The sequence below is a fragment of the Mesorhizobium sp. WSM4810 genome, assembly GCF_055811235.1.
Genome location: NZ_JBVVQV010000016.1, coordinates 129,196 through 152,256 on the forward strand (window position 1 = coordinate 129,196; position 23,061 = coordinate 152,256).

Annotated in this window: 22 protein-coding genes and 1 pseudogene; 21 read left to right on the forward strand and 2 right to left on the reverse strand. The window is 61.4% G+C overall.

The features are described from left to right. From AC0L3O_RS22400 to AC0L3O_RS22455, 12 genes are all read left to right on the forward strand, one after another. Window positions 1-2,031, forward strand: a complete 2,031-nt coding sequence (locus AC0L3O_RS22400; protein ID WP_473534994.1) for a conjugal transfer protein TraG — start codon at window positions 1-3, stop codon at window positions 2,029-2,031. 120 nt (window positions 2,032-2,151) lie between these two features. Next, window positions 2,152-2,565, forward strand: coding sequence for a CopG family transcriptional regulator (locus tag AC0L3O_RS22405; protein ID WP_065010491.1), 414 nt, complete (start codon window positions 2,152-2,154; stop codon window positions 2,563-2,565). Next, a complete protein-coding gene (trbB, locus tag AC0L3O_RS22410) occupies window positions 2,562-3,530 on the forward strand; it encodes a P-type conjugative transfer ATPase TrbB (protein WP_254017441.1) in 969 nt (322 codons plus the stop codon). Before AC0L3O_RS22405 ends, trbB begins: the two co-directional genes overlap by 4 nt. 11 nt (window positions 3,531-3,541) lie before the next feature. After that, window positions 3,542-3,850: a TrbC/VirB2 family type IV secretion system protein gene (locus AC0L3O_RS22415; protein WP_008871922.1), complete on the forward strand. Its 309-nt coding sequence runs from the start codon at window positions 3,542-3,544 to the stop codon at window positions 3,848-3,850. Next, window positions 3,850-4,122, forward strand: coding sequence for a VirB3 family type IV secretion system protein (locus AC0L3O_RS22420; protein ID WP_473534993.1), 273 nt, complete (start codon window positions 3,850-3,852; stop codon window positions 4,120-4,122). The genes AC0L3O_RS22415 and AC0L3O_RS22420 overlap by 1 nt, the downstream gene beginning before the upstream one ends. After that, window positions 4,116-6,566, forward strand: a complete 2,451-nt coding sequence (gene trbE / locus AC0L3O_RS22425; protein WP_473512855.1) for a conjugal transfer protein TrbE — start codon at window positions 4,116-4,118, stop codon at window positions 6,564-6,566. Before AC0L3O_RS22420 ends, trbE begins: the two co-directional genes overlap by 7 nt. Next, window positions 6,563-7,288 (forward strand): P-type conjugative transfer protein TrbJ, encoded by a 726-nt coding sequence (gene trbJ, locus AC0L3O_RS22430; RefSeq protein ID WP_473616628.1) that lies wholly within the window; start codon window positions 6,563-6,565, stop codon window positions 7,286-7,288. Before trbE ends, trbJ begins: the two co-directional genes overlap by 4 nt. A 29-nt stretch (window positions 7,289-7,317) precedes the next feature. Continuing rightward, window positions 7,318-8,640: a P-type conjugative transfer protein TrbL gene (trbL, locus tag AC0L3O_RS22435; RefSeq protein WP_473616629.1), complete on the forward strand. Its 1,323-nt coding sequence runs from the start codon at window positions 7,318-7,320 to the stop codon at window positions 8,638-8,640. Further along, window positions 8,641-9,372, forward strand: a complete 732-nt coding sequence (trbF, locus tag AC0L3O_RS22440) for a conjugal transfer protein TrbF (protein WP_473616630.1) — start codon at window positions 8,641-8,643, stop codon at window positions 9,370-9,372. Beyond that, on the forward strand, window positions 9,362-10,384 hold the full coding sequence (gene trbG / locus AC0L3O_RS22445; protein WP_473534988.1) for a P-type conjugative transfer protein TrbG: 1,023 nt from the start codon (window positions 9,362-9,364) through the stop codon (window positions 10,382-10,384). Before trbF ends, trbG begins: the two co-directional genes overlap by 11 nt. Window positions 10,385-10,397: 13 nt before the next feature. After that, window positions 10,398-11,612, forward strand: a complete 1,215-nt coding sequence (locus tag AC0L3O_RS22450; RefSeq protein ID WP_473616631.1) for a TraB/TrbI/VirB10 family type IV secretion system protein — start codon at window positions 10,398-10,400, stop codon at window positions 11,610-11,612. Between the two features lie 12 nt (window positions 11,613-11,624). Next, complete coding sequence (locus AC0L3O_RS22455; RefSeq protein WP_473534986.1) at window positions 11,625-11,897, forward strand: DUF2274 domain-containing protein; 273 nt, start codon at window positions 11,625-11,627, stop codon at window positions 11,895-11,897. A gap of 152 nt (window positions 11,898-12,049) precedes the next feature. On the opposite strand, the gene hemN is transcribed toward AC0L3O_RS22455, so the two are convergent. Continuing rightward, window positions 12,050-13,399, reverse strand: a complete 1,350-nt coding sequence (hemN, locus tag AC0L3O_RS22460; protein WP_473532504.1) for an oxygen-independent coproporphyrinogen III oxidase — start codon at window positions 13,397-13,399, stop codon at window positions 12,050-12,052. Between the two features lie 157 nt (window positions 13,400-13,556). On the opposite strand from hemN, the gene AC0L3O_RS22465 reads away from it, so the two are divergent. After that, window positions 13,557-14,321: a Crp/Fnr family transcriptional regulator gene (locus tag AC0L3O_RS22465; protein WP_473512909.1), complete on the forward strand. Its 765-nt coding sequence runs from the start codon at window positions 13,557-13,559 to the stop codon at window positions 14,319-14,321. Here AC0L3O_RS22465 and AC0L3O_RS22470 read toward each other — a convergent pair. Further along, window positions 14,264-14,778, reverse strand: a pseudogene (locus tag AC0L3O_RS22470) (IS481 family transposase); the annotation flags it as partial. The gene AC0L3O_RS22465 and the pseudogene AC0L3O_RS22470 sit on opposite strands and share 58 nt — an antisense overlap. Window positions 14,779-14,900: 122 nt before the next feature. Here AC0L3O_RS22470 and ccoN point away from each other — a divergent pair. From ccoN to ccoS, 8 genes are all read left to right on the forward strand, one after another. After that, on the forward strand, window positions 14,901-16,532 hold the full coding sequence (gene ccoN / locus AC0L3O_RS22475; protein WP_473616633.1) for a cytochrome-c oxidase, cbb3-type subunit I: 1,632 nt from the start codon (window positions 14,901-14,903) through the stop codon (window positions 16,530-16,532). After that, window positions 16,523-17,254, forward strand: a complete 732-nt coding sequence (ccoO, locus tag AC0L3O_RS22480; protein WP_077376382.1) for a cytochrome-c oxidase, cbb3-type subunit II — start codon at window positions 16,523-16,525, stop codon at window positions 17,252-17,254. The genes ccoN and ccoO overlap by 10 nt, the downstream gene beginning before the upstream one ends. Before the next feature lie 11 nt (window positions 17,255-17,265). Further along, the gene (locus tag AC0L3O_RS22485) at window positions 17,266-17,415 is read left to right on the forward strand and encodes a CcoQ/FixQ family Cbb3-type cytochrome c oxidase assembly chaperone (RefSeq protein WP_040591650.1); all 150 of its coding nucleotides are present in this window, start codon (window positions 17,266-17,268) and stop codon (window positions 17,413-17,415) included. A 2-nt stretch (window positions 17,416-17,417) separates the two neighbouring features. Continuing rightward, window positions 17,418-18,281, forward strand: coding sequence for a cytochrome-c oxidase, cbb3-type subunit III (gene ccoP, locus AC0L3O_RS22490; protein WP_473616634.1), 864 nt, complete (start codon window positions 17,418-17,420; stop codon window positions 18,279-18,281). A gap of 166 nt (window positions 18,282-18,447) precedes the next feature. After that, window positions 18,448-20,007 carry a cytochrome c oxidase accessory protein CcoG gene (gene ccoG / locus AC0L3O_RS22495; protein WP_473616635.1) on the forward strand — a complete coding sequence of 520 codons (1,560 nt, stop codon included), beginning with the start codon at window positions 18,448-18,450 and terminating at the stop codon, window positions 20,005-20,007. After that, window positions 20,004-20,501 carry a FixH family protein gene (locus tag AC0L3O_RS22500; protein WP_473534984.1) on the forward strand — a complete coding sequence of 166 codons (498 nt, stop codon included), beginning with the start codon at window positions 20,004-20,006 and terminating at the stop codon, window positions 20,499-20,501. The genes ccoG and AC0L3O_RS22500 overlap by 4 nt, the downstream gene beginning before the upstream one ends. Continuing rightward, a complete protein-coding gene (locus AC0L3O_RS22505) occupies window positions 20,498-22,780 on the forward strand; it encodes a cation-translocating P-type ATPase (protein ID WP_065010503.1) in 2,283 nt (760 codons plus the stop codon). The genes AC0L3O_RS22500 and AC0L3O_RS22505 overlap by 4 nt, the downstream gene beginning before the upstream one ends. Further along, window positions 22,777-22,932, forward strand: coding sequence for a cbb3-type cytochrome oxidase assembly protein CcoS (gene ccoS, locus AC0L3O_RS22510; protein WP_008871940.1), 156 nt, complete (start codon window positions 22,777-22,779; stop codon window positions 22,930-22,932). The genes AC0L3O_RS22505 and ccoS overlap by 4 nt, the downstream gene beginning before the upstream one ends. The last annotated feature ends 129 nt before the right edge of the window (window positions 22,933-23,061 follow it).

Sequence of the window (23,061 nt, forward strand, 5' to 3'; positions counted from 1 at the left end):
ATGACGCCTACGAAGTTACTGATTGGGCAGATCGCCGTCGTGTTCGCAATCGTGATACTCGGCGTATGGGCGGCTACGCAGTGGTGCGCCCACATGCTCGGCCATCAACCGCCACTCGGCGCGCCATGGTTAGTCGCGGCTGGCTGGCAGATCTACAAGCCGTGGAAACTGTTCGAATGGTGGTTCCACTTCGACGCTTATGCGCCCGAGGTCTTCGATAAGGCCGGTGCGCTTGCCGGCGCCAGTGGGTTCGTGGGCTGTGCCGCCGCGATCGCCGGCTCGCTTTGGCGCGCGCGACAGCTCGGGTCGGTCACCACATATGGGTCGTCAAGGTGGGCCGCGACTCACGAGATCGAGACGGCAGGGCTGTTTCGGCCGGCCGGCGTTTTCCTAGGCAAGCTGAAGGATCGTTATCTGCGCCATGACGGGCCCGAGCACGTCATGGCCTTTGCCCCAACACGATCAGGCAAGGGCATCGGACTGGTTGTTCCAACTCTTCTGTCCTGGACCGGCTCGGCCGTCATTCACGATATAAAAGGCGAGAACTGGCAGTTGACCTCCGGCTGGCGCTCGAAGTTCTCCTACTGTCTCCTGTTCAATCCGACCGATCCGAGGTCGGCGCGCTATAACCCGCTGCTGGAGGTACGAAAAGGTCCAGACGAGGTCCGCGACGTCCAGAATATCGCCGACATCCTGGTAGATCCGGAAGGCGCGCTGGACCGGCGGAACCACTGGGAGAAAACCAGTCACTCACTCTTGGTCGGCGCCATTTTGCACGTGCTTTACGCCGAAGAGGAAAAGACGCTCGCTCGCGTCGCCACCTTCCTGTCGGACCCACAACGCTCGTTTGCCGCGACACTACGGCGGATGATGACGACCAACCATCTCGGCGCGGCGGATAAGCCCCAGGTCCATCCTGTCGTGGCCTCGGCAGCTCGCGAGGTGTTGAACAAGTCGGAGAACGAGCGTTCAGGCGTTCTTTCGACCGCCATGTCGTTCCTCGGCCTCTATCGCGATCCTACGGTGGCGGCAGCGACATCAGCCTGCGACTGGCGCATTGCCGACCTCCTGGATGCTGAGCGACCGATGTCACTCTATCTGGTCGTGCCGCCATCGGACATCTCGCGCACGAAGCCGCTGGTGCGACTTGTGCTCAATCAGATCGGCAGGCGTCTGACGGAGCGGCTGGAGGGGGATCCTAAGAAGAGCAGGAACCATCAACTGCTCATGATGCTGGACGAATTCCCGGCGCTCGGTCGCCTTGATTTCTTCGAAACCGCGCTCGCCTTCATGGCCGGCTATGGCATCCGTGCATATCTGATCGCGCAATCCTTGAACCAGATCTCCAAGGCGTATGGGGACAATAATGCCATTCTCGACAACTGCCATGTGCGGATTGCCTTTTCCTCCAATGACGAGCGCACGGCCAAACGCATTTCGGACGCGCTCGGCACGGCAACGGAGCTGAGGTCGATGCGCAACTATGCCGGCCATCGCTTGGCCCCCTGGCTGTCGCACGTGATGGTTAGCCGCCAGGAGACCGCCCGCCCACTATTGACACCGGGCGAGGTGATGCAGTTGCCGCAAGCCGATGAACTGGTGTTGGTTTCAGGGCTGCCGCCGATCCGGGCAAAGAAGCTGCGCTACTACCAGGATCGAAATTTCACCGAGCGCGTGCTTTCTGCGCCGGTATTGCGCGGCGGCGCTTACGCGGATCGGCCAGTACCGCGCCCGGACTGTTGGATCGGGCAGGTGCGGGGCGTTGACCGCCGTCTTGCTGGCGGCGGCGAAAGCGCGGGCGAGGCAATTGAAGATGAAGGAGGTGTCCAGCAACAGCGACATCCGGGTCTGCCTGAAGAGCATACAGCCGTCACCCTGGAGCCCGACCGGGACGACCTGCTCAAGCCAGCGGACGATGATAGCGAGACAGTTGCCGACAGGCGCGTGATGGACCGAATTTCCACCGCCGCACGCGCCTATGGCATCAACGAGGGAACGGGCGACAACAAGGACATCGTACCCGGCTTCTGAAAGAAGCTGCCGAAGGCAGAGCGCAAATCAGCGTAGATAACGGCCATAAGCAATTTCGAGGAAGTCGCCGATGCTCGTTCCCGCCCGCGCAACAGCGCTGGGACAGTTGGAACGAGCCACATGAGCCCTCAGCGCATTCGTCATCAGTTTCTGCTCGAACCCGACCTGAGCAAGAAACTGGACGACCTCAACCGCGATCCATCGACGACCAAATCAGCGATCGTGGCGAAGGCAGTCGAGGCCTTTATCGAGCGGCGTGGCGAGAACGAGCTCGACCGGCGCTACGGCGTAAGGCTCGACCGTCTTTCTCGTGACCTCGGTCATCTCAGACGCGACGTCGAGATGATCCTAGAGAGCCTGGCGCTCTTCATTCGCTTTTCCATCACGCTTCATGCTCACACGCCAGTCCCGGACAGGGCGACGCAAGCGATTGCCCAGGAGCGCTTCGACAAATTCGTCGAGCAAGTGGGCCGCCAGATCGCCTCCGGCAAACGGTCGCTTGGGACGGATAATGGCGGGGGAGGGGAAGGATGAGTTCTCATCCGGAGGTCGACCATCGCCATCGTGCCATGTTGCGCACCGCCATGGGCCCGGCAATCGCTGAGGCCCTTGCCGATTCATCTGTTGTCGAGGTGATGGTCAATCCCGACGGTGCGCTGCGGCTCGACCGGCTGGGAGAAGGTCGGGTCGGTACCGGCGTGCATATGCACCCATCCGAGGCGGAACGCATCGTTCGCCTGGTCGCTTCCCATGTGCGTGCCGAGGCGCATGCGGGTAGTCCGATCGTCAGCGCCGAACTGCCCTCGGGTGAGCGCTTCGAGGGGCTGTTGCCGCCAGTCGTTCTGGCGCCATGCTTCGCCATCCGTAAACCGGCCGCAAAACTCTACACGTTGGCCAACTATGTCGCCGACCAAATCATGCTGCCGCTGCAGGCCGATGCGCTGAGGAAGGCCGTGCGCGAGCGGCGCAACATATTGGTCGCAGGCGGCACGTCGTCGGGTAAAACCACGCTCGCCAATGCGCTGCTGGTCGAAGTCGCGGAATGCGACGAGCGGGTGATCTTGATCGAAGACACACGCGAGCTGCAGTGCGCTGCCAAGGACTGCGTTGCACTCAGGACAAGACGGGGCTCGGTGACGCTTGCCGATCTCGTACGCTCGACGCTGCGGCTCAGGCCCGACCGCATCGTCGTCGGCGAAGTCCGGGGTGCGGAAGCCCTCGATATGCTGAAGGCATGGAACACTGGCCACCCCGGCGGCATCGCAACGGTTCACGCCAATTCGGCGCGCTCCGCCCTCTACCGGATCGAGCAACTCGCGCAGGAAGCCGTCGTCACTGTACCACGCCGTCTGATCGCCGATGCCATCGATCTGATTGTCTTCATCGCCGGGCGCGGATCCTCGCGCCGCATTGACGCCATCGCCGAGGTCACCGGTCTCGACGGCAGCGGCGATTACGCCGTCACCCAACTGACGCTCCCGCAACTTCAGCAGTTTTGAAAGGCCAATTCATGTGCAAGAAGCTTCGCTTTCTTTCGTCCACCGCGCTCGTGCTTGTTCTCACGGTCTCAGCCCGCGCAGCAGGCTCCGGCATGCCTTGGGAACAGCCGCTGCAGCAGATCCTGGAGTCTGTACAGGGACCGGTCGCCAAGATTATCGCCGTGATCATCATCATCACCACGGGCTTAACCCTTGCCTTCGGTGACACCGCAGGCGGTTTCCGCCGGCTGATCCAGATCGTCTTCGGGCTGTCGATCGCCTTCGCGGCATCGAGCTTCTTTCTCTCCTTCTTCTCCTTTGGCGGCGGAGCACTCGTCTGATGGCCGCTGGAGAGCAGCATATTGAGGGCTTCGCGGTTCCCGTTCACCGGGCATTGACCGAAGCCATCCTGCTGGGCGGTGCACCGCGAGCGGTGGCGATCCTCAACGGCACGGTGGCCGCAGCTATCGGCTTCGGTTTGCAGCAGTGGATCGCTGGGCTGGTGCTGTGGATTGCCGGCCACACGCTGGCGGTCTTTGCCACAAGATGCGATCCAGACTTCGCCAGCGTGCTCGTTCGTCACCTTCGTCTGAAGGGATGGTTGGCATGCTGAACCTGTCAGAATACCGCAGCAAAGCCGACAAACTTGCGGACCATCTGCCCTGGGCAGCGCTCGTCGCGCCCAGCATCGTGCTCAATAAGGACGGCAGCTTTCAGCGGACCTTACGGTTCCGCGGGCCCGATCTCGAAAGCGCGACGGAAGCAGAACTTGTCGGCATCTGCGCCCGGGCAAACAACGCGTTGAGAAGGCTCGGCTCCGGCTGGGCATTGTTCTTCGAAGCCGAGCGCATAGAGGCGCTCGGCTATCCTAACTCAACCTTTCCCGACGCCGCGTCTTGGCTGGTCGATGAAGAACGACGCGCGGCCTTCGAGGGCAAGGTCGCGCATTACGAGAGCCGCTATCATCTGACTTTGCTGTTCATGCCGCCCCCGGACGCACGGGCGAGGGCTGAAAGCGCGCTCGTTGACGCACACCAATCTGGCGGCGGGAGAGACTGGCCCCAGGAGCTGGCGCGGTTTCGCGACGAGACCGACCGGGTCCTCGATCTTTTGTCCGGCTTCATGCCCGAGGTGCGCGTGCTCGACGATGCCGAGACCCTGACTTACCTGCACGGCACAATCTCGACCCGCCGCCATCCACTCGCTGTCCCGGAAACGCCGATGTATCTCGACGGCATCCTGGTCGACGCGCCGCTTACGGGCGGCTTGGAGCCGATGCTCGGCGAACACCATCTTCGCACCCTTACCGTCCTCGGATTCCCGAATCTCACCCGGCCCGGAATTCTCGACGCGTTGAATCATCAGGATTTCGCCTATCGCTGGGTGACGCGCTTCATCCCGCTCGACAAGACGGAAGCCACGAAGACGCTGACACGGTTGCGCCGCCAGTGGTTTGCCAAGCGCAAGTCGATCGCGGCCATCCTGCGCGAGGTCGTGACCAACGAACCTGTCCCGCTGGTCGACAGCGATGCCGACAACAAGGCGCTCGATGCCGACGCAGCCCTTCAGGCGTTGGGCGGCGACCATGTCGGCTTCGGTTATCTCACCACAACGGTGACAGTGTGGGATGAGGACCATCAAGCCGCCGCGGAGAAACTTCGCGCGGTCGAGCGCATCATCAATGGGCTCGGCTTCACCACCATCCGCGAAAGCGTCAATGCGGTCGAGGCGTGGCTCGGCTCGCTGCCTGGTCATATCTATGCCAATGTTCGCCAGCCGCTCGTTCACACATTGAACCTTGCGCATCTCATGCCGTTGTCGTCGGTCTGGGCAGGTCCTACGGCGAACGAGCATCTCGCCAAGGTCACCCAGCGAGAGGCCTCGCCACTTCTGTTCGCAGAGACCAACGGGTCGACACCATTCCGGCTATCCACCCATGTCGACGATGTCGGCCACATGCTGATCGTTGGCCCGACCGGCGCCGGCAAATCGGTGCTGCTTGCCCTGATTGCACTGCAGTTCCGGCGCTATGCCGGCGCGCAGGTCTATGTCTTCGACAAAGGCAATTCAACGCGCGCGGCAGTCCTTGCCACGGGTGGAGAACACCACGCGCTGGGTGCTGACGGTGCGCTCGCCTTCCAGCCCCTGCGCAATATCCGCGACCAGGCTGCCCGCAGTTGGGCAGCCGAGTGGATTGCCGGCCTCATTGCCCATGAGAATGTCACCGTCACGCCGGAGGTGAAGGAGGCAATCTGGTCGGCACTCACCAGCCTTGCCACCGCGCCGGCGCAGGAACGCACGCTGACCGGCCTTTCGGTCCTGCTTCAGTCCAACAGGCTGAAGTCCGCGTTGATGCCCTACACACTCGACGGTCCTTTCGGCCGCCTGCTCGACGCCGATGATGATCGGCTGGCCTTATCGAATGTGCAGTGTTTCGAGACGGAAGAGCTGATGCAGAGCCAAGGCGCTGTGCTGCCTGTGCTCACTTACCTGTTCCATCGTCTTGAAGAGCGGTTCGATGGACGGCCGACGCTGCTGATGCTCGACGAGGCTTGGCTCTATCTCGACAATCCGCTCTTCGCCGCCCGTATCCGCGAATGGCTGAAGGTGCTCCGAAAGCGGAATGTTTCGGTGATCTTCGCTACGCAATCGCTGGCTGATATCGCGGGCTCTTCAATCGCGCCGGCGATCGTCGAGAGCTGCCCCCAGCGCATTTTCCTTCCCAATGATCGTGCTGTGGAACCGCACGCGCGGGCAGCCTACGAGCGCTTCGGCTTGAACGAGCGGCAGATCGAATTGATCGCCCGCGCCACGCCGAAGCGCCACTACTATCTTCAGTCACGTAGCGGAAACCGTCTCTTCGAGCTCGGGCTTGGCCCCATCACTCTTGCGCTTTGCGGCGCTTCCGATCCGGCGACGCAGACCCTGATCGACAAAATCCAGTCCGAAAACGGGCAAGACAGCTTTGCCTCCCGCTTTCTGAGCGCGCGCGGGCTCGATTGGGCTGCCGAGCTTCTTCAGCAATTCCCTCAACCAGACATGGAGCAATCCTCATGATTGGACGCCGTCTTTTCACCAGCCTGATCACCGTCTCCCTGATCGCCAAGCCAATGGCCGACTATGTGCAGCCGGCCTACGCCCTTATCGTGTTCGATCCATCCAATTATGCGCAGAACGTGCTGACGGCGGCGCGCGCGCTGGAGCAGATCAACAACCAGATCCAGTCGCTGCAGAACCAGGCAACCATGCTGCAGAACATGGCGCGCAATCTTCAGCGTCTGGATTTCTCTTCCGTGGGCCAACTCACCGGTTCGCTCCATCGCATTGACGGTTTGATGGACCAGGCGAGTGGCCTCAGCTTTGATCTGGGCAAGCTTCAAGACCAGTGGCGCAGCCAATATCCAGAAAGCTACGAGGCCACGATCAAGGTCAGCGATGTGGCAACCGCTGCGCGCGAGCGCTGGCAGAGCGCCATGCAGGCGTTCCGCCAGACCATGCGGGTCCAGTCGCAGATCGTCGAGAACGTCCGCGCCGACGGCGACCTGCTTGCCGATCTCGTCAACCGCAGCCAAGGGGCAGCCGGTGCGCTTCAGGCAAGCCAGGCCACCAACCAGCTGATCGCGCTTTCAACCAAGCAGCAGATGCAGATCCAAACGCTGCTCGCGACTCAGTTTCGAGCTGAGGCCGAGGATGCCGCGCGCAAGGCGCAGTCCGAGGAAGCCGCCCGCGAGACGACCAAGCGCTTCCTGGGTACCGGCTCGGCCTATCCCGGCAATTGATCACCAACTCTGACGAGGAAGGCGGCGGCATGAACGACCTTGGCGTCATCGATCGCTTCATGGAGACGTTCATCCGCTATATTGACAGCGGGTTCGGTCTGCTTTCGGGCGACGTCGCCTTCCTCACCACCATCCTGATCGGCATCGACATCACGCTGGCCGGGCTGGCCTGGGCGCTCGGCGATGAGCCCAACATTCTCGGCCGGCTTACCCGCAAGGTGCTCTTTGTCGGCGTCTTCGCCTTCATCTTGAACAATTTTAAGAACCTCGCCGACATCATCTATCGCTCCTTTGCCGGGCTCGGCATCAACGCGTCCTCCGGCAATCTCTCCCCAGACAATCTCCTGCGCCCGGGCCGCATCGCCGCGACCGGTTTCGAAGGCGCTTGGCCGCTGCTTGATCAGGCAAGTCAGCTGCTCGGCTTTCCAGAAATCTTCGGCAACGCGCTCACCATCTTCGTGCTGCTCATGGCCTGGTTCCTGGTCATCATCGCCTTCTTCATCCTTTCCATTCAGCTGTTCATCACAATCCTTGAGTTCAAGCTCACCACGCTTGCCGGCTTTGTTCTGGTTCCCTTCGCACTCTGGAATCGATCGGCGTTTCTGGCCGAGCGCGTGCTCGGCAATGTCATCTCTTCAGGCATCAAGGTGATGGTACTTGCCGTCATCGTCGGCATCGGCTCCACACTCTTCGGCGAGTTTGCTTCCGCGCTGCGAGGCAAGGAGCCGGACCTGGCCGCCGCGATGTCACAGGTGCTGGGCGCGCTGGCGTTGCTTGGGCTCGGCATCTTTGGGCCCGGCATCGCGTCGGGTCTAGTGTCCGGCGCGCCGCAGCTTGGCGCGGGCGCCGCACTTGGCACGACTGCGGCGGCTGCTGGTGCATCGCTCGTTGCCGGAGGCACGGCATTTGCTGGCGCGCGCATGGCAGCCGGCGGCAGTCTCGCCGCAATTCGGGCCGGCACAACGATGGGATCGGCTGCTTTAACGGCCTGGCAGATCGGGCGAGCAACCTCGCCCCACACCGGCCTGTCCGGTGTGGCTGCTGGATTGCAGGGCGTGACCAGTGCCGCCGGCGGCGCCGCGATGCGAGCAGCAAGAGCTGCCGCGGGAACGTTCGGGCGCAGCGCCGATGCCGGCCGGGAAGCGGCATGGACCGCGACCGGTGGTGCGCCCACCGCGTCCATGACTGGAAACCCGACCGCTGCAGACCCTAATGCCGCTCCGACGTGGGCAAGGCGCTTGCGTTCCGAACAGACCGCCCGTGCCCACCGCCACGCCGCCATGCAGGCTGTCCGTGAAGGCGACAGCCAGGGAGGCAGCGCCAATCCATCTCTCAACGACAAGGACGACTAGATGCTGTTCAAGCGACCCGTTCAACGTTACGGCAAGACACCCGAACCGGTCACGCCGTATCAAAAGGCCGCCCAGCTATGGGACGAGCGCATCGGCTCATCTCGAGTACAGGCTAGGAACTGGCGGCTCATGGCCCTCGGCTGTCTGGCCTTGGCGACCGGGCTCTCTGGCGGACTCGTATGGCAGTCGATGCAGAGCCGTGTTGTGCCTTACGTCGTCGAGGTCGACCGCTTCGGCGAGGCACGCGCCGTCGCGCCGGCGATCCAAGGCTACGAGCCCTCCGACGCCCAGATAGCCTGGCACCTCGGCCGCTTCGTCCAGAATGTCCGTTCCGTCTCCACTGATCCGGTGCTGGTGCGGCAGAACTGGCTGGCGGCTTACGACTTTGCCACCGACCGTGCGGCACTCTTCCTCAATGAGTACGCCAAGGCGAACGATCCCTTCGGTCAGATCGGAACGCGCAGCGTGTCCGTCCAGGTGACCAGTGTGGTCAGGGCTTCCGACAGCTCGTTCCAGGTTAAATGGACTGAGCAGGTCTTTGAGCGCGGCAGCCTTGCCAGCACCACGCGCTGGACCGCGATCCTCACCATCGTGATCCGCCCGCCAAGCAATACGGATCAGCTGCGCAACAATCCGCTCGGTGTCTTCATCAACGCCATCGACTGGTCGCGCGAGCTCGACAGTGCCGCACCGACATCCGTTTCCCCGAAGGAGCCCGCCGATGACAAATAGAGCCCAATCGTTCCGTGCCGCGCTGATCCTATCCGCATCGGCAGCAGTTCTCTCGGCCTGCGCATCAAAGCCGGTGCCGCCTGAGATTTCGTATGATGCTGCCGACTTCAAAGCAGCGGCAATCGAGAAGGCGCCAGAGACACCGGTCAAGATAGTCGAGGTGCCAAAGCCGTTGCCGCTCCCCGGCCAGTTGCAGCCAGAACCGGGCAAAATCGCCGACAAGCGCTCTCCTGAAGAACGCGTCGCCGACGCCAACAAGGCGGCGACGCAGCAACCCACCCGGTACGGCTACGTCAATGCGGTGCAGGTCTATCCCTTCACCGATGGCGCGCTTTATCAGCTCTATGCCGCGCCGGAGCGCGTCACCGATATCGCCCTACAGCCGGGCGAGAAACTGACAGCCGTGTCGGCCGGCGACACGGTGCGCTGGGTCATCGGCGATACCGTCAGCGGCACCGGTGACGACCAGCGCACCCATGTGCTGGTAAAGCCCTTCGCGCCGGGGCTTAGCACCAATCTGGTGATCACCACGGAACGACGCACCTACCATTTGCAGCTTCAAAGCACCGATAAGACCGCTATGGCGGCGATCTCCTGGACATACAGCGAGGACCAGATCGTCGCGCTCCGCCAGCGCAACGCTCAGGCCGAGGCTACCATGCCGGTGGCGGCGAACGTGGCGCTCGAAAACATTCGCTTTCGCTACTCGATTAGGGGCGACACACCGCCCTGGAGACCGACGCGAGCCTTCGATGATGGCAGCAAGGTTTATATCGAGTTCCCGCGCCGCATAGACCAGGGAGATGCCCCGCCACTCTTCATCGTCGGCTCTGACGGGGACAACCAGCTCGTCAACTACCGCATGCGCGGCAACTACTACATTGTCGATCGGCTCTTCGCCGCGGCCGAACTACGCCTCGGCACCAAGCAGCAGCAAGTGGTGCGCATCACAAGGACGGACGGCCGTCAACCGCCGCGTCGCGTATCTCTCTTTGCGCGCTCTAGCAGGTGAGGAGAGGGGCCTTATGACCGACACTTCCCCATCCAATGCTCCGCCAAAACTCGATCCCGAGCAGCTGCAGTTACGGGCCTCGCCCCGCCGCGCCGTGCGGTTCAGGCGCGGCGTGATCGTCGCCATCGCTGCCGTCGGGTCCGGTGCCATCCTGGGCGTCACGATGATGGCGCTGCAGGGACCGGCGCTTCGCTTCAAAGAAAAGGCGGAAGATCTCTACAACACTGACCGCAAGCCAACCCCTGAAGGACTTGAAACACTTCCCAAGGACTATTCCGGAGTGAAGCCGAACCCTCCTGTGCTTGGACCACCACTGCCGGGCGACCTCGGTCGCCCCATCCTTGAGCGGCGGCGCCAGCTCGGCATCGCGCCAGGGCAGGACAACTCCGCCGAGGAGCAGCGTGTTGCCCAGCAGGCGATTGAGGCGCGCGAATCACAAGTCTTCTTCCGCATTGAAAATCAACCCAAGGAGGCGGGCATCGGCGGTAATGCGAAAAGTGCCCAGCAGCCGTTCGGGGCGCCTCCGCAATCTGATGCCGCTCGGCCGTCAGATTCCGTTGCCCCGGCTGAGGGCGATCAGAACAATCAACAACGCAAGCTCGATTTTGTCAGCCAGCGCAACACCAGCGGGATCTACAACCCGCATGCATTGCAGACGCCAGCTTCTCCAAATCAGCTCATGGCCGGCAGCGTGATCGCCGCAAGTCTCATCACCGGCATAAATTCCGACTTGCCCGGGTTTGTCGTCGCGCAGGTCACCGAGAACGTGCACGATACGCTCACCGGCAGCATCCTGCTTATCCCGCAGGGCTCGCGGCTGATCGGGACCTATGACAGCGTCGTCGCTTTCGGGCAAAAACGGGCGCTTCTGGTTTGGCAGCGAATAATACTGCCAGACGGTTCTTCGATCGAAATCGACAATCTGCCGGCGACAGACACTGCCGGCTATGCCGGGCTCGCGGACAAGATCGATTTCCACACCTGGCAGCTGATCAAGGGAGTCGCGCTGGCCACATTGCTGGGCGTCGGCAGCGAGTTAAGTTTTGGAGAAAACGAAAGCGATCTGGTCAAAGCGATCCGGGAATCCACTCAGCAGAACGTCAGTCAAGCCGGCCAGCGCATCACCGAGAAGAACCTCAATGTTCAGCCCACCATCACCATCCGCCCAGGTTGGCCACTGCGCGTCATCGTGCACAAGGATCTGGTGCTACGGCCATACGCGAGTTGAGCGGGAGTGAATATGGCCAACTTGAAACTTGGAAAGCTTCCTGACCGAACACCTTCGAAGATTACCATCACCGTCAGCGCGCAGTTGGGCCAAGCGCTCAAAGAGTATGCTGCCCTTTATCGTCAGGCCTATGGCGAGTCTGAAACGGTGGCAGAACTCATCCCTTTCATGCTGGCGGGGTTTCTGGAAGGCGACCGAGCGTTTGCCAAGGCCAGAAAAGAAGGTTTGCCGACGTCCAGCATGCCGGAGAAGTCGCGGCGTCTGGCACGCTCAGATTCCGAGTAACCGAGGCAATGAGTGAATCGCCCGCACACGAGCCTCGATGGGCTAACTCCGCTTGAATATGTAATCCGATCCGTCAAGGATCACACGTGAACAGGCTCACTCACAAATGGAGGCAAACAGGGGAGCACGTCACCGCGACCGCACTCTTTGGCTCAAACTGCAACCGAGTGCCTGGCCCTTCCGCTTTGGAAATATTTGTCGAACCTGGCCGCGATGCTTCGGACGAATGGGCGACTTTCAGCCGGCACGACGAAACGGTCGCCATCCAGTTCAAGCAATCGAACGGGATCGTGGAGGGCCATGGTACTCGACTCAAGGAGGAGCTTCTGGCCGGCTTTGCCGAAGCGTTCCACCAGATCGACTGCCGAGAAGGCGAAATCACACATTAGCCTCTCGATGATCCAGCCGCGAACGCGGTCGTCGTCGGAAAGCGCGATACCGCGGACAACCGCCAGCCCGCCATGCGCGACTATACTTCCGTACTCGGCGGTTGAAATATTGTTCTGCACGTAGCCCTGGCGAAAACGGCCGATGGACGAAGGGCCAAACCCGATCAGTGTCTCGCAGCGATCCTCCGTGTAGCCCTGAAAACTGCGATGCAAAGCCCCTGCGCGCGCCGCTATCGCCAAGGCATCGCCTGGCTTGGCGAAATGATCGAGCCCTATTGCTTCATACCCCTTGTCCACAATCGCTCGCGCGGCGAGTTGCGATTGCGCCAAGCGCTCCGTGGGGCCAGGCAGCCACGCCTCTTTGATTATCGTCTGATGCTTCTTGAACCAGGGCACATGCGCGTAGCCGAACAGCGCCATCCTGTCCGGTTCCAGGGTCAGCGCCTGCGCTACGGTGGAACAGACGCTCTCCCTGCTCTGGTGAGGCAATCCGTAAAGCAGGTCCAGATTGACGGAACCGACGCCGCGGGAGCGAACTCCGTCGACGACAGCTTTCGTTTGCAAAAAGCTTTGCTCGCGGTTGATTGCCTTTTGCACTTTTGGCTCAAAATCCTGGACGCCGAGACTCGCCCTGGTCATGCCGATTTCGGCCAGCGCATCAAGGCGCGCCTCATCCATGTCGTTTGGATCGATCTCGACGCTGATTTTTGTGTCCGGGACAAAATCGAAGCTGTCCCGCAAGAACGCGCCAAGCGCCACCATGTCCCCGGGCTTCAGCATGGTGGGCGAACCGCCGCCGAAGTGGACTGCGCGGACATGCCCCTTGCCGCTGACGAGTCCCGCAACCGTCGCGATCTCCGCGTGTAGCGAGCGCAGATAGGCCGTCACCGGCTCATAGTGGCGCGTCTGTTTGGTATGACACGCACAGAACCAGCAGAGTCTGTCGCAATAGGGGATGTGCAGATAGAGCGAGATCTCGCCGCCACTTTTGAGCGCCTCCAGCCAGCCACGATAAACCGCAGGATTGACGCCCGTGTGGAAATGCGGTGCAGTCGGATAACTGGTATAACGCGGGACGTTCTCGCCAACCCGGGCAGCTAATTCGGACTGCATGTCGTGGTCCACCATGTTTGCATCGCTGGAACTCTGGGCTTATTGGCAAGCCAAAGCCCTGATTTCGGTCAATCAGCAACTCGGACAAACTGCCGCAAGGATTTTTCTACCTTAGATTGGTATCCTGCCGGCACTTGGGATCGGGTTGAGCGAGCGCATGTCAGTACGGCGAGACATTTACATTTCCGGTATCCCCGTTCTTTGCGTCCATTGCGAAGCACGGCATCGCGGCGTCTGCGGTTCGCTTCGTCCAGACAATTTGGTTGGGCTCGCCAAGACTTGCTCGCGGCGCCAGATCGAGTCAGGAGTGGAACTGATCGGCGACGCACAGGCGGTCGACAGCTATTCGAACCTGGTTTCAGGCGTGGTTAAGCTGACAAAGAGCCTTTCCGATGGTCGCCAGCAGATCGTCGGTCTCCAGTTTGCACCGCATTTTCTGGGACGTCCTTTTAAGGTGGAAAGCTCGATCAATGCGGAAGCGGTGACAGCTGTCACGCTGTGCTCGTTTCCAAGGGCAGCCGTCGAACGGATGATGAAGGGGTCGCCGGAATTCGAGCATCGCCTGCTCAAGCAGACGCTGAATGAACTCGATGAAGCACGCGAGTGGCTGGTGACGTTGGGGCGCAAGACCGCATCGGAAAAGGTGGCGAGTTTTCTCCTCATGATCGCTCGGAATATGGATTCCGGTGTTGACCCGGTAGCCAGGTCAGCGTCCTTCGATCTGCCGCTGACGCGCGCCGAGATGTCTGATTTTCTTGGAATTACGAACGAGACTGTGAGCCGGCAGCTGACGCAATTGCGGGCTGACGGCGTGATTCGGATCGAGAACACACGCCATGTGACGGTGGACAGCATGAGCCGGCTGCGCTCGATGTCGATGCCGAGCCTGAGCCAGAAGACCGACAGCCTGGACAGGTTATAGAGGCCGTTCGGCGAAGAGAAGGTACAGCCGTTGTCGCTCCTGATGGCGGAAGGCAGGCCGCGTTCCCTGAACAGGCGGATGGCGGCCTCGATGACCGGTCCTTCCTTCTTCGATTCGAGCGCTTCGCAGGCGAGCAGGTAGCGCGAGGCCTGGTCGGTGACCGTCACAATTCGACCATCGCCCGCCGGAACTCCCCTTAGAAGTCCGTGCACCATAACGCGTTGGTGATAGTTGCGTGCCGAAGCGCTGCCGCTGACGGGCGCGCTTTACAGGCCGTGACGATCGAGCAGACATGCGCCGTGCTCTTCGAGGGTATGCGGACATCGCCGGCGAGCCTCCTAATCAGGAGCTCCCTAATCTTCCTGGCGCCCAGTGGGTTGGCTTGTCCTTCTTGGTTGCGACGATCGTCAGCTCGATCTGGTCGGGCAGGCTTGGCGTAGCGCACCGGCCGCCGTGAAGGTCAACCTAGCTGCCGGAAAATCGTGCGCCCCCTGACATGGATCAGGGCGAGCAGGCGGCGGCTGCGCAATTGATGCACAGCGGATTTGGCGTCCGCCGGGTTCGAGATCGGGATTTGCGATGAAATTCGGCACAGAGATCGTGCTTCTAAGCCTGTTTGCTTTTGCGGCCCTGGTGGCTGCCGGTTTCGGCGTAGATGAACCTTTCCGCCAGCATATGTGGGTGTTGTTCTTCGCCGTAGCTGGTTTCACCGCGATCCTGTTGCGCAATACGGAGTTCAAGCCCGCAGTTCCGATAGACCCCGCCGCTTTTATGGACGGTCCAATCCGATACGGGGCCGTCGCGACGGTGTTTTGGGGCGTCGTAGGCATGCTGGTTGGTGTGGTCATCGCGCTGCAGCTTGCCTATCCCGATCTCAGCGTCGAGCCCTGGTTCAACTTTGGCCGCTTGCGGCCGTTGCATACATCCGGCGTGGTTTTTGCCTTCGGCGGCAATGCGCTGCTTTGCACGTCCCTTTATGTCGTACAGCGCACCTGCCGCGCCCGGCTGTTCGGCGGCAATCTCGCCTGGTTCGTGTTCTGGGGCTATCAGCTGTTCATCGTCATGGCTGCGACGGGCTACCTGCTCGGCATCACCGAAAGCCGCGAATACGCCGAGCCCGAATGGTATGTGGATCTTTGGCTGACCATCGTCTGGGTCGCCTACCTCGTCCTGTTCCTCGGCACCATCCTGAAGCGCAGGGAACCGCACATCTACGTCGCCAACTGGTTCTACCTGTCCTTCATCGTGACCATCGCGATGCTGCATGTGATCAACAACCTGTCGATGCCAGCCTCGTTCGTGGGTTCAAAAAGCTATTCAGCCTTCGCCGGCGTCCAGGACGCCTTGACGCAGTGGTGGTACGGCCACAATGCCGTGGGCTTCTTTCTCACCGCCGGCTTCCTTGGCATGATGTACTATTTCGTGCCCAAGCAGGCGAACCGGCCAGTCTATTCCTACCGGCTGTCGATCATCCACTTCTGGGCGCTGATCTTTCTCTACATCTGGGCCGGCCCGCACCACCTCCACTATACCGCCTTGCCCGACTGGGCGCAGACGCTCGGCATGGCGTTCTCGATCATGCTTTGGATGCCCTCCTGGGGCGGCATGATCAACGGCCTGATGACGCTGTCCGGCGCCTGGGACAAGCTGCGGACGGACCCGATCATCCGCATGATGGTCATGGCCATAGCCTTCTATGGCATGTCCACTTTCGAAGGCCCGATGATGTCGATCAAGACGGTCAATTCGCTCTCGCACTACACCGACTGGACCATCGGGCACGTGCATTCCGGCGCACTCGGTTGGGTCGGCATGATCTCGTTCGGCGCGATCTATTTCATGGTGCCGAAGTTGTGGAACCGCGAGCGGCTCTATTCGCTGCGGCTCGTCAACTGGCACTTCTGGCTGGCAACGCTCGGGATCGTCGTCTACGCCGCGGTGATGTGGGTCTCCGGCGTTATGCAGGGCCTGATGTGGCGCGAATACGACGAGCAGGGCTTTCTGGTCTTCTCGTTCGCCGAAACTGTCGCCGCCATGCATCCGTACTACATCATGCGTGCCATCGGCGGCGCGATGTACCTGTCCGGCGCGCTGATCATGGCATGGAACGTCACCATGACAATCCTCGGCTACCAGCGCGAGGAGAAACCGATGCCGCGTCCCATCGCCGCCGTCCGACCTGCGCGATCAGGAGCCAGAAAATGGGCTTGATGGACAAACACGCCGTAATCGAGAAGAACGCCACGCTTCTTCTCGTCGGCTCCCTTCTGGTGGTGACGATCGGCGGCATCGTCGAGATCGCGCCGCTCTTCTATCTCGACAATACGATCGAGAAGGTCGAAGGCATGCGGCCCTATTCGCCGCTCGAACTCGCTGGCCGCAACATCTATGTGCGCGAGGGCTGCTACCTCTGCCACAGCCAGATGATCAGGCCGTTCCGCGATGAGGTCGAGCGCTATGGGCACTACAGTCTGGCGGCCGAGTCGATGTACGACCACCCGTTCCAGTGGGGATCGAAACGCACAGGACCGGATCTCGCGCGGGTGGGCGACCGTTATTCCAATGGATGGCACGTTCAGCACCTTGTGGATCCGCGCTCCGTGGTGCCGGAATCGATCATGCCGAGCTACGCGTTCCTGAAGGAAATGCCGATTGAGGTGAAGGACTTCTCGACGCACCTGATCGCGAACAGCCGTGTGGGCGTGCCCTACTCCGATGACATGATCGCGAGCGCGAATGCCGATCTCATGGCGCAGGCAGATCCCAACATCGACACATCCGGTCTTGAAGCGCGGTATCCAAAGGCCAAGCTCGGTGACTTCGATGGCAATCCGCAACAGGTCAGCGAGATGGACGCGCTGGTCGCTTACCTCCAGATGCTTGGCACTCTGGTCGATTTCAAAAACTACGACGAAGCCGCCGGTTACCGCTGAGGAGAATGGTGATGACCTACAACTTCATGCGGGCGTTTGCCGACACTTGGGGCCTGCTCGCTATGGCGCTGTTCTTCGTCGGATGCATCACCTTTGCGCTCCGTCCCGGCAGCAGGACGCGAGCCGACGAAGCTGCTCAAATCCCTCTCAAGGACGACTGATCATGAGCGGTGAGCACATTGACGAAGTCTCCGACGTCTCGACCACCGGCCATGAATGGGACGGGATCAAGGAGCTCAACAATCCGCTCCCGCGCTGGTGGGTGATCACCTTCTACGTCACCATAGTCTGGGCGATCGGCTACACCATCGCTTATCCCGCATGGCCTATGCTAAGCTCCGCCACCCGAGGCGTGCTCGTCTTTTCCAGCCGCAACGATGTCAAGAATGAGCTGGCAGCGGCCGAGGTCGCCAAGGGCAAGTATGTTGCCGCCCTTCAGGCGAAGACTGTCGCCGAGATTGCCGCCGACGATGTTTTGCGCGGATTCGCTATCGCGGCCGGTGGCGCCGCCTTCAAGGTCAATTGCGTTCAGTGCCATGGCTCCGGCGCCCAGGGTTCGAAGGGCTTTCCCAACCTGAATGATGACGATTGGCTGTGGGGCGGCAAGGCCGAGCAGATCCAGCAGACAATCACGCACGGCATCCGCGTTGCCTCAGACCCCGACACGCGCCTGTCGGAAATGCCGGCGTTTGGTGACATCATTACGCCCGAGCAGATTACACAGGTCAGCGCTTATGTCTCGAGTCTCTCCGGCGCTGTTGGCGATCAAGCAATGGTCATACCCGGCGCCAATGTTTTCGCCGAGAATTGTGCCGCCTGTCATGGTGATAATGCAAAGGGAAACACGGAGCTTGGCGCACCCGACCTGACCGACGCGATCTGGCTCTACGGGGCGGGCGAGACGGCTATTGCCGCGCAGGTTCGCGCGCCAAAGCAAGGCGTCATGCCGGCCTGGGGTGGGCGTCTCGGCGAGGTCAAGGTCAAGGAACTTGCGGTCTATGTCCATTCGCTTGGCGGCGGAGAATAGGAACGGAAGCCTATTCTCGGCCCTCCCCCTGCCAAGCGACGAGGCCCGGCGCGAGCCGGGCCTCGACACCATTCCGGCTGTGACCTGCATCAACACGGGCGGACCGCCCACGGCGAGGCTGTTCGATGGGCGGCCCTGACATCGGCAGCGGGACTGGAGATGCCACGTGCGTGATAAAACGCAGACAGAACCGCCCCAAGCAGAAGCGATTGACTCCCCCAACACCCGTGAGCCGCTTTATGCCCCACGCAAGAAGGTTTTCCCCAAGCGAATCTCGGGTAATTTCCGTCGCTTCAAATGGCTGGTGATGGCGATCACGCTAGCGATCTACTATCTGACGCCCTGGCTGCGCTGGGACCGAGGTCCGTTTGCACCGGACCAGGCCGTGCTGATCGATCTTGCCAACCGCCGCTTCTATTTCTTCTTCATCGAGATTTGGCCGCAGGAATTCTTCTATGTGGCCGGCCTTCTCGTGATGGCCGGCATCGGCCTTTTCCTAATCACATCCACAGTCGGCAGAGCCTGGTGCGGCTATACCTGTCCGCAGACCGTATGGGTCGATCTGTTTCTGGTTGTGGAGCGTGCGATCGAGGGAGATCGCAATGCCCGCATGAAACTTGACGCCGGACCGTGGACCGCGCGCAAGCTTGTGCTGCGTGGATCGAAACACGCGATCTGGCTGGCCATAGGGTCAGCGACCGGCGGCGCCTGGATCTTCTATTTCGCCGATGCGCCAATGCTGATTGGCGAGGTCTTCATTGGCACCGCGGCGCCGGTCGCCTACATCACCATCGGCGTGCTGACGGCAACCACCTACACATTCGGCGGGCTGATGCGCGAGCAGGTCTGCACCTATATGTGCCCGTGGCCGCGCATTCAGGCGGCCATGCTCGATGAAAATTCGCTCACCGTGACCTACAATGACTGGCGCGGCGAACCTCGCTCGCGGCACGCCAAAAAGGTCCAGGCCGCGGGGCAGCCGGTCGGAGACTGCGTCGATTGCAATGCCTGTGTCGCCGTCTGCCCGATGGGGATCGACATTCGCGATGGCCAGCAGCTCGAATGCATCACTTGCGCGCTGTGCATCGATGCCTGCGATAGCGTCATGGACAAGCTCGGCAAGGAGCGCGGGCTGATCTCCTATGCGACGCTGTCCGATTACAACGCCAACATGGCGGTAGCGACTGCAGGCGGCTCCTGCTCGGTGAACCCGTCGCTCGTCCGGACCGACGGCGGCGCTTTCTCCGACAGGTTAGCCCATTTCCATGTCCGCAAGATCTTTCGACCGCGCACCTTCGTCTACATGAGTGCGTGGTCGGCGGTCGGTCTCGCCTTACTCTACTCGCTGCTGACGCGCGATCGGCTCGAGGTCAACGTTCTGCACGACCGCAATCCGCAGTTCGTCACGCTGTCCGATGGTTCGATCCGCAATGGTTACACCGTCAAGCTGCTCAACATGATCCCAGAGCCAAGAACGATCGTCGTCACCATGCAGGGCCTGGCCGATGCCGAGATGAGCGTCGTCGGGATCGACATGCCTGCGGATCGCTCCCTCTCCGTTCCGGTCGAACCGGACCGGCTGAAAATGCTGAAGGTTTTCGTCCGCCAGCCGGCGGAACAGATCAATGCCCAAGCGCAGACGTTCAAGTTTCGGGTCGAGGACAAGGCGAGCTTCGAGTCGGACGAATACACGGCCACGTTCAACGCACCGGAGATCGTTAGATGAGCGTCAATGCACGAAGGCCCCCCGAATTCACCGGCAGGCATATGTTGCGTATCATCCTTAGCTTTTTCGGCGTGATCGTTGGTGTGAACCTGACCATGGCAACACTCGCCAGCACAAGCTGGACCGGCCTCGTCGTCGAAAACACCTATGTCGCGAGCCAGCAGTTCAACCGGATGGCCGAGAAAGGGCGCGCGCAGGCCGCACTCGGCTGGACCGGCAAACTGACCATCGCACGGGGCGAGGTCCGCTACGGCCTCAGCGATGCCGCCGGCAAAGCGGTCCAGTTGCACGGCGTCAGGCTCCTGTTCCGTCATCCCGCCTACGAGGCCGAGGACAAAGCCGTCATGCTTGCGCTCGCCACGAGCCAGGAATTTGCCGCCCAGCATACGCCAAGGGACGGCGTCTGGATCGTCCAAGTCGACGCCGATGCTGGTCTGGCAGAACCCTATCGCGACGTCCGTCGAATTATAATTTCCCATGGAGCGTTACAATGAGCTGTTGTGCACCGGGCGCCGAAACGGCGCTGGATCTGGAAAGCAGCATATCCGTCCTGCCATCAAGCCAAGAGGTCAGGCTGGCGAGCCGCTCGCTTGGCGGCGATCTGCACCAAACCGATCTCTCGGTCCCGACGGTGCATTGCGCAGCCTGCATCCAGAGTATCGAGAGGGCACTTGGAAAACTCGATCGCGTCGAGGGTGTACGTGTCAACCTGTCGACGAAACGGGTTGCGATCCGGTGGCGCGGAAATGAGGTTCCACCGTTTGTCGCCGCGCTTGGACGGCTGGGATACGAAGCGCATTTGTTCGCGCCCGAGACAGGGGAGAAGGACAAGACGCTATCGGAGCTGATCCGGGCCGTGGGGGTTGCCGGCTTTGCAGCGGGCAACATCATGCTGCTTTCAATGTCGGTCTGGTCCGGCGCTGAAGGTGCGACCCGTGACCTGTTCCACTGGGTCTCGGCACTGATCGCCATCCCCGCGCTCGCCTTCGCTGGTGGCATCTACTTCCGCTCGGCATGGAACGCATTGCGTCACGGCCGCATGAACATGGATGTGCCGATTGCGGTTGGTGTCTCGCTCGCCTACGCGATGAGCCTTTACGAAACCATCAACCATGGCGACCACGCTTACTTCGATGCATCGGTATCGCTACTGTTCTTCCTGCTGATCGGCCGCACGCTTGATCACGTGATGCGCGAGCGTGCCCGGACCGCGGTGAACGGCCTGTCACGGCTGGCGGCGCGCGGCGCCACAGTATTGCGCGACGATGGCACGCGCGACTACCGGCCGGTTGACGAGATCGAACCAGGCATGCAGTTGCTGATCGCTGCCGGCGAACGGATTCCCGTCGACGGCAAGGTCATTCGAGGCTCTTCGGATCTCGACTGTTCACTGGTTTCCGGTGAAAGCACACCCAGAACCGTGTCGTCAGGGGAAACCGTGCAGGCCGGCACACTCAATCTCACGGGCCCGCTGACCATCGAAGCAACAGCCGCCGCAAAAGACTCCTTCCTGGCCGAGATGGTGCGCCTGATGGAAGCCGCTGAGGGGGGGCGCGCGCATTATCGCCGGATCGCCGACCGCGTTTCGGCGCTCTATGCTCCGGTGGTCCATCTGACCGCCTTCGTGACGTTCCTCGGCTGGATGGTGGCCATCGGCGACTGGCACCGGGCAATGACGATCGCCATCGCCGTCCTTATCATCACGTGTCCCTGTGCGCTCGGCCTCGCCGTGCCGATCGTGCAGGTGGTCGCCGCGCGGCGCCTGTTCGAAAATGGCGTGATGGTCAAGGACGGTTCGGCCATGGAGCGCTTGGCGGCGATCGACACGGCGGTGTTCGACAAGACCGGCACGCTTACGCTCGGTGAGCCCCGGCTCGTCAACGCGTCTTCCATCGATCCGGCCATGCTGGCAATCGCTGCCGAGATGGCCGCGCACTCCCGTCACCCGCATTCAAATGCCATTGCCACCTTTGCCGGTTTCGCCGGTCAGCCAAAGCTCGAAGCTGTCAGCGAACACCCCGGATTCGGCATCGAAGCCACCACGAGGGGAAGCACCTGGCGACTGGGGCGGCGTGGTTGGGCTGGATGGAAGGCCCGAACCGGTGGCGAAAGCAGATACGGCGGAACGGTTCTGACCAAAGACGGGATCATCGTGGCGTCCTTTGTCTTCAAGGACGCGCTGCGTCCGGACGCCAGGGCGGCCATCGAGCAATTGAACAACGCCCGAGTTTCCGTGAAAATGCTGTCGGGCGATACCGGGGCTGCATGCGGCGAGGTCGCGACGACGTTGGGGATACATCACTTTGTTCCGGCGCTGCTTCCTTCCGGCAAGGTCAAGTATATTGAAAACCTGGCGAAGGACGGCCACAAGGTGCTCATGGTTGGCGACGGCCTCAACGACACCCCTGCGCTGGGCGCGGCATATGTCTCGATCGCTCCAGCCACGGCGGCCGATGTTGGCCGCAAAGCTGCGGATTTCGTTTTCCTGCACGAAAGCCTTTCGGCCGTCTCCCTTGCCCTCGACGTTTCGCGAAAGGCCGGACAACTGATCCGGCAAAACATCGCCATCGCGATTGTCTACAACGCCATTGCCGTCCCGATCGCCATTTTGGGGCAGGTAACACCATTGATTGCGGCAATCGCGATGTCGGCCTCATCACTGCTTGTCATTGGCAATGCGTCGAGGCTGCAAGGTTTTGTGCCAGACGTGCCAAGGAGAACTGCTCCGCCTGATAGCCGCTCCCACACCGGCACATTGACGCAACCCTCATGACAATCCTGGTCTATCTCATACCGGTGGCGCTGTTGTTGGGCGGGCTTGGACTGTCTGGCTTCCTGTGGGCCTTGAGGAGTGGTCAATACGAGGATCTCGACGGAGCCGCCGAGCGTATCCTCATTGACCGGGACGAGAGGCCGGAACGCTGATTCCGTCACTCGAAGGCCTGCGTCGCCCATTCCTCCAAGCGAGCGGCTGATGCCACGAAGTACCTCCCACGGCCGCACGAGCGCTGGCGATGTACGTGTTCCAAGTGCAACGGAGCGGATAGACCGGCG

What these genes read in the sequence shown, in the direction of transcription:
- AC0L3O_RS22400 (WP_473534994.1), top strand. Translation starts at nt 1, where the DNA reads ATGACGCCTACGAAGTTACTGATTGGGCAGATCGCCGTCGTGTTCGCA.
- AC0L3O_RS22405 (WP_065010491.1), top strand. Translation starts at nt 2,152, where the DNA reads ATGAGCCCTCAGCGCATTCGTCATCAGTTTCTGCTCGAACCCGACCTG.
- trbB (WP_254017441.1), top strand. Translation starts at nt 2,562, where the DNA reads ATGAGTTCTCATCCGGAGGTCGACCATCGCCATCGTGCCATGTTGCGC.
- AC0L3O_RS22415 (WP_008871922.1), top strand. Translation starts at nt 3,542, where the DNA reads ATGTGCAAGAAGCTTCGCTTTCTTTCGTCCACCGCGCTCGTGCTTGTT.
- AC0L3O_RS22420 (WP_473534993.1), top strand. Translation starts at nt 3,850, where the DNA reads ATGGCCGCTGGAGAGCAGCATATTGAGGGCTTCGCGGTTCCCGTTCAC.
- trbE (WP_473512855.1), top strand. Translation starts at nt 4,116, where the DNA reads ATGCTGAACCTGTCAGAATACCGCAGCAAAGCCGACAAACTTGCGGAC.
- trbJ (WP_473616628.1), top strand. Translation starts at nt 6,563, where the DNA reads ATGATTGGACGCCGTCTTTTCACCAGCCTGATCACCGTCTCCCTGATC.
- trbL (WP_473616629.1), top strand. Translation starts at nt 7,318, where the DNA reads ATGAACGACCTTGGCGTCATCGATCGCTTCATGGAGACGTTCATCCGC.
- trbF (WP_473616630.1), top strand. Translation starts at nt 8,641, where the DNA reads ATGCTGTTCAAGCGACCCGTTCAACGTTACGGCAAGACACCCGAACCG.
- trbG (WP_473534988.1), top strand. Translation starts at nt 9,362, where the DNA reads ATGACAAATAGAGCCCAATCGTTCCGTGCCGCGCTGATCCTATCCGCA.
- AC0L3O_RS22450 (WP_473616631.1), top strand. Translation starts at nt 10,398, where the DNA reads ATGACCGACACTTCCCCATCCAATGCTCCGCCAAAACTCGATCCCGAG.
- AC0L3O_RS22455 (WP_473534986.1), top strand. Translation starts at nt 11,625, where the DNA reads ATGGCCAACTTGAAACTTGGAAAGCTTCCTGACCGAACACCTTCGAAG.
- hemN (WP_473532504.1), bottom strand. Translation starts at nt 13,399, where the DNA reads ATGCAGTCCGAATTAGCTGCCCGGGTTGGCGAGAACGTCCCGCGTTAT.
- AC0L3O_RS22465 (WP_473512909.1), top strand. Translation starts at nt 13,557, where the DNA reads ATGTCAGTACGGCGAGACATTTACATTTCCGGTATCCCCGTTCTTTGC.
- ccoN (WP_473616633.1), top strand. Translation starts at nt 14,901, where the DNA reads ATGAAATTCGGCACAGAGATCGTGCTTCTAAGCCTGTTTGCTTTTGCG.
- ccoO (WP_077376382.1), top strand. Translation starts at nt 16,523, where the DNA reads ATGGGCTTGATGGACAAACACGCCGTAATCGAGAAGAACGCCACGCTT.
- AC0L3O_RS22485 (WP_040591650.1), top strand. Translation starts at nt 17,266, where the DNA reads ATGACCTACAACTTCATGCGGGCGTTTGCCGACACTTGGGGCCTGCTC.
- ccoP (WP_473616634.1), top strand. Translation starts at nt 17,418, where the DNA reads ATGAGCGGTGAGCACATTGACGAAGTCTCCGACGTCTCGACCACCGGC.
- AC0L3O_RS22500 (WP_473534984.1), top strand. Translation starts at nt 20,004, where the DNA reads ATGAGCGTCAATGCACGAAGGCCCCCCGAATTCACCGGCAGGCATATG.
- AC0L3O_RS22505 (WP_065010503.1), top strand. Translation starts at nt 20,498, where the DNA reads ATGAGCTGTTGTGCACCGGGCGCCGAAACGGCGCTGGATCTGGAAAGC.
- ccoS (WP_008871940.1), top strand. Translation starts at nt 22,777, where the DNA reads ATGACAATCCTGGTCTATCTCATACCGGTGGCGCTGTTGTTGGGCGGG.